The 13,227-nt window shown below is 72.9% G+C and carries 11 protein-coding genes; 6 read left to right on the top strand and 5 right to left on the bottom strand.

Annotated features, from left to right (window positions below; genetic code table 11):
* Positions 1-15 precede the first annotated feature (15 nt).
* The 3 genes from D1J63_RS11975 to D1J63_RS11965 form a co-directional block, all read right to left on the bottom strand.
* Positions 16-1,140: an ATP-binding protein gene (locus D1J63_RS11975; RefSeq protein WP_125628883.1), complete on the bottom strand. Its 1,125-nt coding sequence runs from the start codon at positions 1,138-1,140 to the stop codon at positions 16-18.
* Complete coding sequence (locus tag D1J63_RS11970; RefSeq protein WP_003973686.1) at positions 1,137-1,871, bottom strand: response regulator transcription factor; 735 nt, start codon at positions 1,869-1,871, stop codon at positions 1,137-1,139. Before D1J63_RS11970 ends, D1J63_RS11975 begins: the two co-directional genes overlap by 4 nt.
* Before the next feature lie 113 nt (positions 1,872-1,984).
* Entirely contained in the window at positions 1,985-2,683 is a 699-nt protein-coding gene (locus D1J63_RS11965; protein ID WP_125628882.1) for a spermidine synthase, read from the bottom strand.
* A 184-nt stretch (positions 2,684-2,867) separates the two neighbouring features.
* Here D1J63_RS11965 and lon point away from each other — a divergent pair, with 184 nt between their 5' ends.
* Entirely contained in the window at positions 2,868-5,291 is a 2,424-nt protein-coding gene (gene lon / locus D1J63_RS11960; RefSeq protein WP_125628881.1) for an endopeptidase La, read from the top strand.
* A 75-nt stretch (positions 5,292-5,366) separates the two neighbouring features.
* Here the strand turns inward: lon and D1J63_RS11955 are convergent, their stop codons facing one another.
* Positions 5,367-6,191, bottom strand: coding sequence for a lysozyme (locus tag D1J63_RS11955; RefSeq protein ID WP_125628880.1), 825 nt, complete (start codon positions 6,189-6,191; stop codon positions 5,367-5,369).
* A 256-nt stretch (positions 6,192-6,447) separates the two neighbouring features.
* On the opposite strand from D1J63_RS11955, the gene D1J63_RS11950 reads away from it, so the two are divergent.
* A complete protein-coding gene (locus tag D1J63_RS11950) occupies positions 6,448-6,942 on the top strand; it encodes a MarR family transcriptional regulator (protein WP_061442572.1) in 495 nt (164 codons plus the stop codon).
* Between the two features lie 21 nt (positions 6,943-6,963).
* Here the strand turns inward: D1J63_RS11950 and D1J63_RS11945 are convergent, their stop codons facing one another.
* On the bottom strand, positions 6,964-7,755 hold the full coding sequence (locus D1J63_RS11945) for a protein phosphatase 2C domain-containing protein (protein ID WP_125628879.1): 792 nt from the start codon (positions 7,753-7,755) through the stop codon (positions 6,964-6,966).
* Between the two features lie 462 nt (positions 7,756-8,217).
* Here D1J63_RS11945 and D1J63_RS11940 point away from each other — a divergent pair, with 462 nt between their 5' ends.
* The 4 genes from D1J63_RS11940 to D1J63_RS11925 are packed head-to-tail and all read left to right on the top strand — an operon-like array spanning position 8,218 to position 13,205.
* Positions 8,218-11,616: a nitrate- and nitrite sensing domain-containing protein gene (locus tag D1J63_RS11940; RefSeq protein ID WP_125628878.1), complete on the top strand. Its 3,399-nt coding sequence runs from the start codon at positions 8,218-8,220 to the stop codon at positions 11,614-11,616.
* Positions 11,613-12,134 (top strand): roadblock/LC7 domain-containing protein, encoded by a 522-nt coding sequence (locus tag D1J63_RS11935; protein ID WP_164712810.1) that lies wholly within the window; start codon positions 11,613-11,615, stop codon positions 12,132-12,134. Before D1J63_RS11940 ends, D1J63_RS11935 begins: the two co-directional genes overlap by 4 nt.
* Complete coding sequence (locus tag D1J63_RS11930) at positions 12,131-12,583, top strand: DUF742 domain-containing protein (protein ID WP_102928170.1); 453 nt, start codon at positions 12,131-12,133, stop codon at positions 12,581-12,583. The genes D1J63_RS11935 and D1J63_RS11930 overlap by 4 nt, the downstream gene beginning before the upstream one ends.
* Positions 12,564-13,205 (top strand): ATP/GTP-binding protein, encoded by a 642-nt coding sequence (locus D1J63_RS11925; protein ID WP_164712809.1) that lies wholly within the window; start codon positions 12,564-12,566, stop codon positions 13,203-13,205. The genes D1J63_RS11930 and D1J63_RS11925 overlap by 20 nt, the downstream gene beginning before the upstream one ends.
* Positions 13,206-13,227 lie beyond the last annotated feature (22 nt).

Below are 13,227 nucleotides of genomic sequence, written 5' to 3'. Positions count from 1 at the left end.
GCTTCGAACCCTACGTCAACCGGATCGCGACGGCAGGCCCGGAAGAGTGATGAGAATCCGGCAGCCCCGCTCGGATTCGGCCACTCCGATCCGGCCGCCGTGCAGATCCACCGCCCAGCGCGCGATCGCGAGCCCCAGACCGGTGCCTCCGTCGCTGCCCGGACCGTGCGGCCGCGACACCGAACCCCGGTTGAACCGCTCGAACACCCGGCGCCACTCCGAGCGCGGGATGCCCGGTCCCTCGTCGAGCACCTCCAGCTCCAGCGACTCGGGCTCTTCCCCGGGTCGCGCCCGGACCGTCACCCGGCCGTGCGGCGGGCTGTGCTTGACGGCGTTGTCGATGAGGTTGGCGACCACCTGGTGGATGCGCTCGGGGTCCGCGTGGGCGGTCAGGTCGTCGGGGGAGACGTCGAGGGCCAGATGGACGTCGGTGCGGGTGTGGCTGCCGGAGCCGGAGGCGATGCCCGCGCGTGCCGACGCCACCATGTTGGCCTCCTTCAGCACGCCCGCGAGGTACGGCCACACCTCGAAGCGCCGCTTGCGCAGCGGTATGACGCCGTTGTCCAGACGGGAGAGGTCGAGGAGCGTCTCCACCAGCCGGCCGAGCCGCTCGGTCTGCCCGAGCGCCGTGCGCATGGTCTCCGGGTCGGCCTCGGTGACCCCGTCGACGATGTTCTCCAGCACCGCGCGCAGGCCCGCGATCGGGGTGCGCAGCTCGTGCGAGACGTTCGCCACCAGCTCCTTGCGCTGGAGGTCCTGGGCCTCCAGGTCGTCGGCCATGCGGTTGATGGTGACGGCCAGGGCGCCCAGCTCGTCGCGGCGGTTCTCACTCACCCGCCGGGTGTAGTCGCCGTGCGAGATGGACCGGGCGACCGCGTTCATCTCGTCCAGCGGCGCGGTCAGCGAGTGCGCCACGAACTGCGTGATCAGCAGCGTGGCGATCATTGAGAACACCGTGATGAAGCGCAGCTCGGTCTTGGTGTGGACCGCTATCACCGACAGGCCGGTGGTGATCAGCACCGACGTGACGACCAGCGCGCCCAGCTTGGTCTTGATCGAGAACGGGCGTACGCCACCCCAGGGATCCCCGGTTCTCCGGGGGTCGGGGCTCCTCCGTGCGGCTTCCCGTCCCCGGCTCATGGCGTCGGCGTCTCCAACGCGTAGCCCACGCCGTGCACGGTGCGGATGCGCTCGGCGCCGATCTTCCGGCGCAGCGCCTTGATGTGGCTGTCCACGGTCCGGGTGCCGGAGGCGTCCGCCCAGTCCCACACCTCGGCGAGCAGCTGCTCGCGGGAGAGCACCGCGCGGGGCGTGTTCGCCAGGCAGACCAGCAGGTCGAACTCGGTCGGCGTGAGGTGGACGTCCTCGCTGCGCACCCGCACCCGGCGCTGCGCGTGGTCGATCTCCAGCTCGCCCAGGCGCAGGATGCCGCTGCGCGGGGTGGAGGCGGCCACCACGGCCCGCTCCACCCGCCGCAGCAGCACGTGCACGCGGGCGGCCAGCTCGCGCATCGAGAACGGCTTGGTCATGTAGTCGTCGGCGCCCACGCCGAGGCCGACCAGCATGTCCGTCTCGTCGTCGCGCGCGGTGAGCATCAGCACCGGCACCGGCCGCTGGGCCTGCACGCGGCGGCAGACCTCCAGGCCGTCGAAGCCGGGCAGCATGATGTCGAGGATCAGCAGGTCGGGCTGCCACGCCTCGGCCGTGTCGACGGCGGACGGACCGTCGCCCGCCGTCTGCACCAGGAACCCCTCGGCGCGCAGGCGGGTCGCGATGGCGTCCACGATCGTCTGATCGTCCTCGACCACCAGGACCCGGCGCTGGGCGCCCTGGGTGGCCGTGCCGTTGTGGGAGGTCTGTGTCTGCTCCATCGCCCGCCCCTGAGGTGTGCTTTCCGGAATCCGTGGGGTGATCCCATGACTGCGCTTGACGCTTGAATGATCCGCGTCAGGGCAGCAGCGTACGGGGAGTCACCGCGCCTTTGCTATCCAGGCCCGACGCCGATGTGCACGACGTCCGGAACGCCCCGGGCAACGGGGATCTCTTCGGTACGCACCTGTTGGAAACCGGCATTACGCAAGGTTTCTTCGAATTCCGGAGAGGGCTGCGCGGACCATACGGCGAGCACCCCGCCGGGCCTCAACAGCCGTGCGCAGCCCGCCAGTCCGGACGGCGCGTACAGCCCGTCGTTGCCCTCGGTGACGGTCCAGCCGGGGCCGTTGTCGATGTCCAGGCACAGGGCGTCATACGTGTCGGATGTCTCATTGACGTACTCGACCAGGTCCGCCTCGACGATCTCGGTGCGGGGATCGGACAGCGCGTCGGCGGTGAGCGCGGCCAGCGGTCCGGTGCGGTGCCAGTCGATGATGGCGCCCTCGCGTTCGACGACCGCGATCCGGCCCCAGCGGGGATCGGCGGCCGCGTGGACCAGGGAGAAGCCGACGCCCAGTCCGCCGACCAGCAGATGCGGCCCGGTCCGCCCGCCGCCGGCGGCCAGCGCGTCGGCCGCCGCGTCGATCAGGCGCCGCTCCGAACGTCCGTCGGAGGTGTCCATCAGGAAGCAGCCGTTCGCGATGATCTGCAACAGCGTCCCGTGCCGGCGCAGGACCACCTCGCCGTACGGACCGTCGCGCCGGTCCAGCACCTCGGGGGCCTCGGGGAAGTCGTGGGTAGTGAGGGGCATCGGCCCATCCTGGCACTCGCCGGGCGGCGGAATGCCGGGCGGTCGGAGGGTGCTGACCCGACAGGTGCCCGGCGGGCAGGGGCCCGGAGCCTTGATCGCTGAGAGCGAACACCCCGTGGGGAACAATCCCGGGCTCCCTTTCATTGAGTCGATGTAACTCAACTTGACTGCCGAAGGGGAGATCATGGCTGCTGAGTCCGCCGCCTTCACACCGCTCACCCTGCCCGTGCTGCCGCTCGACGACGAAGTGGTCCTGCCCGGAATGGTCGTCCCCCTGGACCTGAGCGACGCCGAGGTACGGGCCGCGGTGGAGGCCGCTCAGGCCGCCGCGAGGTCCGAACCCGGCAAGCCCCGTGTCCTCCTCGTCCCGCGCATCGACGGCACCCACGCCGCCACCGGCGTCCTCGGCACGGTCGAGCAGGTCGGCCGTCTGGCCGACGGCGACCCCGGCGCCCTGATCCGCGGCCGGGGCCGGGTGCGCATCGGCGCCGGCACCACCGGCCCCGGCGCCGCGCTCTGGGTCGAGGGCACCCGGGTCGACGAGACCGTCCCCGATCCGCTGCCCGGCCAGGTGGCCGAGCTGGTGAAGGAGTACAAGGCACTCGCCACCGCCTGGCTGCGCAAGCGCGGCGCCTGGCAGGTCGTCGACCGCGTCCAGGCCATCGACGACGTGTCCGCGCTCGCCGACAACTCCGGCTACTCGCCCTTCCTCAGCACCGAGCAGAAGGTCGAGCTGCTGGAGACCACCGACCCGGTCGCCCGGCTCAAGCTCGCCACCCAGCAACTGCGCGACCACCTCGCCGAGCAGGACGTCGCCGAGACCATCGCCAAGGACGTCCAGGAGGGCGTCGACAAGCAGCAGCGGGAGTTCCTGCTGCGCCGCCAGCTCGAAGCCGTCCGCAAGGAGCTGCGCGAGATCAACGGCGAGCAGGACGGGGAGGAATCCGACGACTACCGCGCCCGCGTGGAGGCCGCCGACCTGCCCGAGAAGGTCCGCGAGGCCGCGCTCAAGGAGGTCGACAAGCTGGAGCGGTCCTCCGACCAGTCGCCCGAGGGCTCCTGGATCCGCACCTGGCTCGACACGGTCCTGGAGATGCCCTGGAACGAGCGCACCGAGGACGCCTACGACATCCGCGGCGCCCAGTCCGTGCTCGACGCCGAGCACGCGGGCCTGGAGGACGTGAAGGAGCGCATCACCGAGTACCTGGCCGTGCGCAAGCGGCGCGGCGACCGGGGCCTCGGCGTGGTCGGCGGCCGGCGCGGCGGCGCCGTACTGGCCCTGGTGGGCCCGCCCGGCGTCGGCAAGACCTCGCTCGGCGAGTCCGTCGCCCACGCGATGGGCCGCAAGTTCGTCCGCGTCGCCCTCGGCGGCGTCCGCGACGAGGCCGAGATCCGCGGCCACCGGCGTACGTACGTCGGCGCGCTGCCCGGCCGGATCGTGCGGGCGATCAAGGAGGCGGGGTCCATGAACCCGGTCGTCCTGCTCGACGAGATCGACAAGGTGGGCTCCGACTTCCGGGGCGACCCGGCCGCGGCCCTGCTGGAGGTCCTGGACCCGGCCCAGAACCACACCTTCCGGGACCACTACCTGGAGGTCGAGCTGGACCTGTCCGACGTGGTCTTCCTCGCCACCGCCAACGTCCTGGAGGCCATCCCGGAGGCCCTGCTCGACCGCATGGAGCTGGTCCGCCTCGACGGCTACACCGAGGACGAGAAGGTCGTCATCGCCCGTGACCACCTGCTCCCGCGCCAGCTGGAGCGGGCCGGACTCGACACCGACGAGGTCACCGTCGACGAGGGCGCGCTGCGCAAGCTGGCCGGCGAGTACACCCGCGAGGCGGGCGTGCGCACCCTGGAGCGGTCCATCGCGCGGCTGCTGCGCAAGGTGGCGGCCCAGCACGAGCTGGGCGAGCGGGAGCTGCCGTTCACCGTCACCGACGCCGACCTGCGCGGCCTGATCGGGCGGCCGCACCACGTGCCCGAGTCCGCCCAGGACCCGGCCGAGCGGCGCACCGCGGTGCCCGGCGTGGCCACCGGCCTCGCGGTCACCGGTGCGGGCGGCGACGTCCTGTACGTCGAGGCGTCGCTGGCCGACCCGGAGACGGGCGCGGCCGGGCTGACCCTGACCGGTCAGCTGGGCGACGTGATGAAGGAGTCGGCGCAGATCGCGCTGAGCTTCCTGCGCAGTCACGGCGCCGAGCTGGAGCTGCCGGTGGGCGACCTCAAGGACCGGGGAGCGCACATCCACTTCCCGGCGGGCGCGGTACCCAAGGACGGCCCGAGCGCGGGCGTCACCATGACCACGGCCCTCGCCTCGCTGCTGTCCGGCCGGCTGGTGCGCACCGACGTGGCGATGACCGGCGAGGTCTCGCTGACCGGGCGGGTGCTGCCGATCGGCGGGGTCAAGCAGAAGCTGCTCGCCGCGCACCGGGCGGGGATCACCACGGTGATCATCCCCAAGCGCAACGAGCCCGACCTGGACGACGTCCCGGCCCAGGTGCTGGACAAGCTCGACGTCCACGCCGTCACCGACGTCCGCCAGGTGCTGGAACTGGCGCTCGCACCGGCGACCAACGGTGCGCGGCCGGAGGTTCCGGTCGCGGCGTGACGGACGCGGCCGGATGAGAAAGGGGACGGCCCGGATTCCGTGTGGAGTCCGGGCCGTCGCCGTACGCGTCGTGCGTCAGCCGTTCGCGAGCGCCTGGACGCGGTCCAGTGCGCCGTTGAACTTGTTGTGGTCGCCGACCGTCGGTCCCGACGACGTGTACTGCCACATCGTGTAGTAGCCCCAGCCGGCCGGCAGCGTGCCCACCGTCGAGGCGTACCGGGCGATCCACAGCGGGTTGTTCGAGGCGAAGCCGCCGTAGTTGCCGGTGCACTGGGTCCACCAGCTGGTCGCCGTGTAGATCACGGCGTCCCGGCCGGTACGGGCCTTGTAGGTGTTCAGGAAGTCGCGGATCCAGGTGACCATCCCGCTCTGCGACTTGCCGTAGCAGGTGGCGCCGTACGGGTTCCACTCGATGTCGAGCGCGCCCGGCAGCGTCTTGCCGTCCCGGGACCAGCCGCCGCCGTGGTCGACGAAGTAGTTGGCCTGGGTGGCGCCGCTCGTCGTGTCCGGGGTGGCGAAGTGGTACGCGCCGCGGATCATGCCGACGTTGTAGGAGCCGTTGTACTGCTGGGCGAAGTAGGGGTTGGTGTAGTACGTCCCCTCGGTGGCCTTGGCGTAGGCCCACTTGACGCCGCTGTTCCACAGGGTCGACCAGGCCACGTTGCCCTGGTGGCTGGAGACGTCGACGCCCTCGGTCTGGACGGCGCGGCCCGGTACGGGGGTGCCGTGTTCGCCGTCGTGGGCCGCGACGCCCATGCCCATGTGGGCGGAGCCGCGCGGCGGGACGTCGGCGGACGACGACGCGTCGGCGGGAAGGGTGAACACGAGGGAGAACGCGGCGAGCAGGATCCCGGTGACGGCGAAACGTCCGCGGGCCGATCCGGATCTGTGCACGAGCATGACGTGCCCTCCGATGGCTCGGTGGTGCTCGGTGGGGGTGCGCGAGTGGGGAGGACCCATGGACGACATGGAGGAACAGGATGGCGTGCGCATGCCATTCGGGGGTCCGGTGAAGACGCTACGCACGTAGAACCGGGGGTGGGAAGAGGGGCCGGAAGCCGCCGTTGGTCTAAGCCTGCGAAATACTTGGCGAGCTGCGGCGATGGCGCCCGGTGGCGGAAACTTTCAGGACCGGAAAATCGAGGCAGGGGCTGACGTGCACGAAGACGGGAACGGCGGCGGTCGCGGAGCTGAATCCCACCTGTCCGGCAGTGGTGTGAACCAACCGGAGTTCCTGGCCCTGGAGCGGGAGATGACGGTCCTGCTGCGGCGGGCCCGGGCCAACCAGGGCGAGATGGCCCGGGAGGTCCACCCCGACCTGGAGTCGTCGGCGTACGGCCTGCTGGTCCGGCTCGGTGAGTGCGGCGGCCAGCGCGCCACCGACCTTGCGGCCTTCATCGGCGTCGGCAAGGCCACGATGTCCCGCCAGCTGCGTGCGCTGGAGGAGCTCGGCCTCGTCGCCCGCGAGCCCGACCCCGCCGACGGGCGGGCCTGGCTGGTCAAGCTCACCCCTGAGGGCCAGGAACGCGTCGGCCGGGTCCGGGAGGCCCGCCGCGCCCGGTACGCCCGCCGGCTCGCCGACTGGGACCCGCGCGAGGTGACCGAACTGGCCCGGCTGCTGCACGAACTCAACCGGGGGATGGAGAAGTAGCACCGGCGCGCTCCGTCCCTCTCACAGCTCGGCGTGGACCACCGTCGCGTCGTCGTGCGCCTTGCCGCGCCCGAGGAACGCCCGGTCGCCCGCCGCGTCCGCGCGCTCCAGCTCCCGCACCCGGTCCACCAGGGCCTGCGCGCCCTGCTTGCGCACCAGCGCCAGGCAGTCCGCCCAGTCGCCCTCCCCGAACGTCTCCACCCACCGCGCGGCCCCGTCCGTCAGCGCCGTCAGCGACCGCACCCCCTCGCGCGGCAGCGTCCCCGTCACGGCCCGCGCCGCCACCCCGGGATCGGCCGCCGCCGTGAAGAAGCCGCCCTCCTTGTTGCGCAGCCGGGCGTCGATCATCGCGTCGGTCGCCAGGGCCGAGCGGGGCAGCCGGGCCAGCCGGTCGTCCAGGACGGGCGTGAGCGTGCCGTCCGGGGCCTCCAGGAGCAGGGCCGAGTCGGACAGCACCAGGTACTCGACCGCGGCCGGGGACCAGCGGGCGAGAACCACGGTTGCCTGCGGCGTACGCGGGTGAGAAAGGTCACAGGTTTCCGCGTGTGCCGCCGCGGTACGAGCGAGGGCGCGGGACAGCGCGTCGGCGAGGGGAAGATCCGGGAGTGAAACGGTCAGTTCGGTCAGTGCTCCACCCAGGCGCGCCGTGAACCAGGGCACGGAATGCAGACACCCCGTCGCGGTCCGGGGTGGGGTCACGCCGTCCAGCACGACGAGTGAACCACCTTGCCCCGAGGCCGGTAGTCCGACGCTCGCGAAGTCCTCGTTGGGCCGGTCGGCCAGGCCTGGTTCCGAGACGAGTTCCGTACGCATCCGGCCAGTCTGCACGACCCCTTCACAGCGTTCGCAAAAGGCTGGCACCTTCCGCGACTTCTCCCGGAATCGGCGAGGCGACGCAGGTCAGGCGCCGGATTTGGGAGGGAATTCCATCCTCCGGCGGCGCGCGGCGGCACATAGTGCCACCGCCCGTCGCAGACGTCCAACCGGCTCGCCGCGCGACCGTGCGGCACGAGCCAGGGGAACTTGCCCCTCAACTTCCCTTCGGGGTTCACTCCTTCGGGTGGCGGGTCGGATGATGCGCGCTCACCGCCCACCGGCACTGGGAGGGTCGGGAACCGGTGGGGGGCCTGCCCCGCTCACACGGTCTCCCCGCCCGACGCGCTGCCGGCCGGGGAACGTGCCGACGTCCGGCGGAGGGTGCCCGCGCCCCCGACCGGCCAGTTGACGGAGCGCCACCCGGGCCCACGGGTACACGAGTCAGGAATGCGAGCACCGGTGCAGAAGACGCGGCCTCGTCGCACAGGCAAGCAGACGGCCCCCGCGGGGAGCGCGGAGCACACCTCCGGCACCGCCGGAACCTCCACCCCTCCGCCGCCGCAGGCCCCCGTCGGCAAGGGCCGCCCCACCCACGTACGCAACCGCCTGATCGTCGCCGTGGCGGTCGTGGCAGCCGCCGTCGCCGGGGCCGGAGCACCGTCGGTCGTGGCCGCCTCCGGCCAACTGCACGACTCCCAGGCACTGGTGACGCTCGCCGAGCAGACCCAGGGCGCGCTCACCCTCGCCCACTCCCTCGCCGACGAACGCGACGAGGTCACCCCGTACATCGCGGCCGGCCGCCCCAAGTCCAAGGCGCCCTCCGAGCAGCGCAGCGCCCGCGTCGACCGCCAGGTCGAGGAACTGCGCGCCGACCCCGACACGCCCGCCTCCCTGCGCGAGGACCTGGACGCCGTCGCCGCGCTGCGCCGGGCCGCACTCACCGGCAAGAGCACGGCGCTCGAAGCCCACGAGGCGTACTCGGAGGCGATCACCGAACTCCACGCCCTGGCCGAGAAGCTGGGCGAGGAGATGCCGCCCCGCGCGGGCTCCGGCGCGTACGCGCTGGCCGAGCTGGACACCGCCGTCCAGCAGGCCGCCGCCACCCGGGGACTGCTGCTGGCGGCCCTGAACGTGCCCAGCACCACCCAGACCGTCATCGACCCGATCACCGGCCTGCCCACCGAGACGTCGACCACCTCGGACGCTGACGCCGAGCAGCGCGACGTGCTCTCCGCCGCCGCCCAGCAGGCCCGGGTCCGCTCCGACGCCGCCCTCGCCGACTTCCGCGAGGGCGCCCCCAAGGAGGCGCGGAGCAGCTTCGACGCCACCGTCGCCGGACCCGACGTCAACTCCGCCGAGAAGTACCTCGCCGGCCTCACCGACGAGCCGACGCTCTCCGACGGCGACCTGCGCACCAGCACCAAGCGGCTGGACGCCGCGCTCTCCGCCCGCGTCGACGCCATGCGCGGCGCCGAGGCCGCCCTGTACGAGAAGCGCGTCAAGGCCCTGGAGCAGCTGCGCGACGACGACGTCACCGCGCTGGAGATCCGGATCGCCGTCCTCGGCGCCCTGATCCTGCTCGCCGTCGGCATCGCCACCGCGCTGGCCCGCACCCTCACCCGCCCGCTGTCGGTCCTGCGCCGCGGCTCGGCCCGGCTCGCCGGCGCGGAGGACCCGACGGCCGAGGAGCCGGTCGCCTTCACCGGCCGCAACGACGAGTTCGCCCAGGTCGTCCGGTCGGTCAACGCCCTGCACACGCACGCCGCCACGCTCGCCGGGCGCGTCGCCACGCTGGAGTCCGACCGCAAGCACCTCGTCGGCCAGCGGCAGAAGATGGCCGACGCCCGCGAGGAACTGCGCGCCGAACTCGCCGAGTCCGCCGCCCAGCTGGAGGTGGTGCGCAAGAGCATCGGCTCCACCTTCGTCAGCCTCGCGCTGCGCACCCTCGGCCTGGTCGAGCGGCAACTCGCCGTCATCGAGAGCCTGGAGGAGCGCGAGCAGGACCCGGACCGGCTCGCCACCCTGTTCAAGCTCGACCACTTCGCCACGGTCATGCGCCGGCACAGCGAGAACCTCCTCGTCCTGGCCGGCACCGAGCACGTCCAGCACAGCGCCTCGCCGGTGCCGCTGGTCGACGTGGTCCGGGCCGCGGTCAGCGAGATCGAGCGGTACGAGCGGGTACGCATCGCCGCGCTGCCGCCGCACGCCCACGTGGCCGGGTTCGCCGCCGACGACCTCTCCCACCTGCTCGCCGAACTCCTGGAGAACGCCACCTCCTTCTCGCCGCCGGACCTGCCCGTCGAGGTCTCCGGCTGGCTGCTGGAGAACGGCGAGGTGATGCTCTCCGTCCAGGACGAGGGCATCGGCATGGCCACCGAACGCCTCCAGCGGCTCAACGCCCGCCTCACCGACTTCGACCCGGAGGCGCCGTACGAGCGGGAGGGCGAGGAGGGCGAGGACGGTCTCGGCCTCGGCCTCTACGTCGTCGCCCGGCTCGCCCATCGGCACGGGGCGCGGGTGCGGCTGCGGGAGCAGAAGCAGGGCGGCGTCGCGGCCGTCGTCGTGCTCCCGGCCCCCCTGCTCGCGGCGGCCCCGCCGGCCGCGCTGGCCCCGACCGTGCCGGTCTCCGACGGCACCGGCTCCTTCACCCTGCCCGGCGCCGACGCGGAGGCCAACTCCAACGTCCTGCACGGGCGGGCGGAGAAGTCCGAACAGGCGGCCCCGCCCGCCCCGGAGGACGCCGACCCCGACCCGTTGGTGGCGTCGGCGGAGGAAGCCGTACGCCGCGCCGGGGCGGACACGGACGCGTCCCCCGGCGAATCGGCCCCGGACACGCCGCACACGGAACCCGCCCCGGACACGCAGAACCGAGAGCCCGCGGACTCCGCGACGAGCAGCCGACAGACCCCGAGCCAGACGGCCCCGGGCCCGGAGCCCGAGCACGAGGAGACCACGAGCCGCGAGGCGACCGGCCCGGACACCGCGAGCCGCGAGACGGCCGGTTCGGACACCGCGAGCCGGCCGACCGCCGGCCCGGACACCGGGAGCCAGCCGACCGCCAGCCCGGACACCGGGAGCCGGGACACCCTGAGCCAGGCGGCCCTGGGCCCGGAGTCCGGGCACGAAGAGACCGTTACCCGCGAGGCGACCGGCCCGGACACCGAGAGCCGCGCGACGACCGGTTCGGGCACCGAGGGCCAGCCGACCGCCGGCCCGGGCAGCGAGAGCCTGGAGCACGACGGTCGCGAGGCCTCGGCCGTGGGACCCGTGGACGGGTCCGACCCGGAGCAGCCCGGGCGGGAGGCGGCACTCCCCACAAAGGGGGCCGCCCCCGGCAGCGACCTCCCCGACGACGCGACGATGGCCCTCTTCCTCCCGGCCCTGGCGGACCCGGAGAACCGGACCGAGCCCGCCTCCGACCCGTACGCCATCGGCCCCGACGCCCACGACCGCACGCCGGACGAGGGCGCGGCCCGGACACCGGACGCACCGGACACACCGGCCGCGCAGGCCACGCCGGTCGTTCCCGACCCCGTGGCCGCCCCGGAACCGACCCGCGCCGACGACCCCGCACCGGACCGGGCCGAAGCGTCCGACCCCGTCACCGACAAGGGCCTGCCCAAGCGGACCCCGAAACTCACCGCCCCCGCCGCGGTGCCGCGCCCGCGCACGTCGGGTTCCGTCGACGCCGACGCGCTCCGCCGGCGTCTGGGCGGATTCCGCCGGGGGGCGGAGGCCGGACGCCGGGACGTCGAGGCGGAGATCGCCGACCGCACCGGACAGAACCCGGCGCCGGACGCCGCGGCGGACACAACCGAAGAAGCCACGGGGGGCACTGTCGAGGAGGCAAGCAGTTGACCGCGCCCAGTACCTTCGGACTGAGCAGTGAAGCCCGCAATCTCCACTGGCTGCTGACCAACCTCGTCGAGGAGGTGCCCGGCATCCGGTCGGTCGCCGTGGTCTCCTCCGACGGGCTCCTGCTCCTGTCCTCCGACCCCGGCCGCAACGAGGAGGCCCGGCAGGTCCGCGAGACCCCCCGGGCGGGCCCGCGCGGTTCCGCCGCCGACCTCGCCACCGTCGTCTCCGGCGTCGGCAGCCTGACCGTCGGCGCCGCCCGGCTGATGGACTTCGGCACGGTGAAGCACACGATGGTCGCCATGGACGAGGGCAGCCTGTTCGTCATGTCGATCAGCGACGGCTCGCTGCTCGGCGTGCACGGCTCCGCGGAGTGCGACATGAGCGTCGTCGCGTACCACATGGCGCTCTTCGTCGGCCGCGCCGGCCACGTCCTGACCCCCGAACTCCGCACCGAACTGCGCAAGTCCCTGGAGTCGGAGTCGTCCGAGTCGTCCCAGCCGACGGGGAGCGCCCGATGAGCAGCAGTCCCGGAAAACCCGGCAAGAACGGCCGGGGCAACCTCCCCGTGCGCGGCGCCGACCGCAAACCGGCCCGCGTACGCCCCTACTCGCTCACCGGCGGACGCACCCGCTTCGGTCACGTCCTGCTCGTCGAGACGTTCGTCGGCGCCACGGCCGGCACCGCCGCGCTCGAAGCCGCCGAGGAGCGCAAGGAACTGACCAACGGTGGCCTCACCTCCCGCGTGATGCCGGAGATGCGGGCCATCGTCGAACTGTGCCGTCGGATGCGTACGGTGGCCGAGATCGCCGCGCTGCTGAAGATGCCGCTCGGCGTGGTCCGCGTCCTCATCAGCGACCTGGCGGACCAGGGAAAGATCCGTGTGTACGGCACCGGGACCGGCCACGGCACGGGCCGCCCGGACCGCGCACTGCTCGAAAGGGTGCTCAGTGGACTCCGTCGTCTCTGACGCCGCCGCGTTCGGCGTCCCCCCGCTCGTCGACACCGACGGGCCCGTGCAGCCCTGGCAGACGGATCCCACCCGCGCTCCGGTCGCCACGAAGATCGTCGTCGCGGGAGGGTTCGGCGTCGGCAAGACCACGCTGGTCACCGCCGTCTCGGAGATCACGCCCCTGCAGACCGAGGCGCTGATGACCGAGGCGAGCGAGGAGACCGACGACCTCACCGCCACCCCGGGCAAGCTCACCACCACCGTGGCCATGGACTTCGGCCGCATCACGCTCGACGACGACCTGGTGCTCTACCTGTTCGGCACCCCGGGCCAGCAGCGGTTCTGGTTCATGTGGGACGACCTGGTGCGCGGCGCGATCGGCGCCGTCGTGCTGGCCGACACCCGGCGTCTGAAGGACTGCTGGCCGGCCCTCGACTACTTCGAGAGCTGCGGCCTGCCGTACGTCGTCGCCGTCAACCACTTCGACGGCAGCGAGCTGTTCGAGGCGGAGGACGTGCGGGAGGCGCTGACGATCCCGGCGCACGTACCTGTCATGATCATGGATGCGCGCCGTCGGATCTCGGCCATCGAGACGCTGTTGTCCCTCGTGGGCCACGCGCTCGACGAAACACCCGAGTAGACGAACCCTCGTCCAGACGCCC

Source organism: Streptomyces sp. KPB2, from assembly GCF_003950055.1.
Taxonomy (GTDB): Bacteria; Actinomycetota; Actinomycetes; order Streptomycetales; family Streptomycetaceae; genus Streptomyces; species Streptomyces salinarius.
Note: the sequence above shows the minus strand (reverse complement) of the source record. Positions and strands in the feature narration are given on the sequence as shown.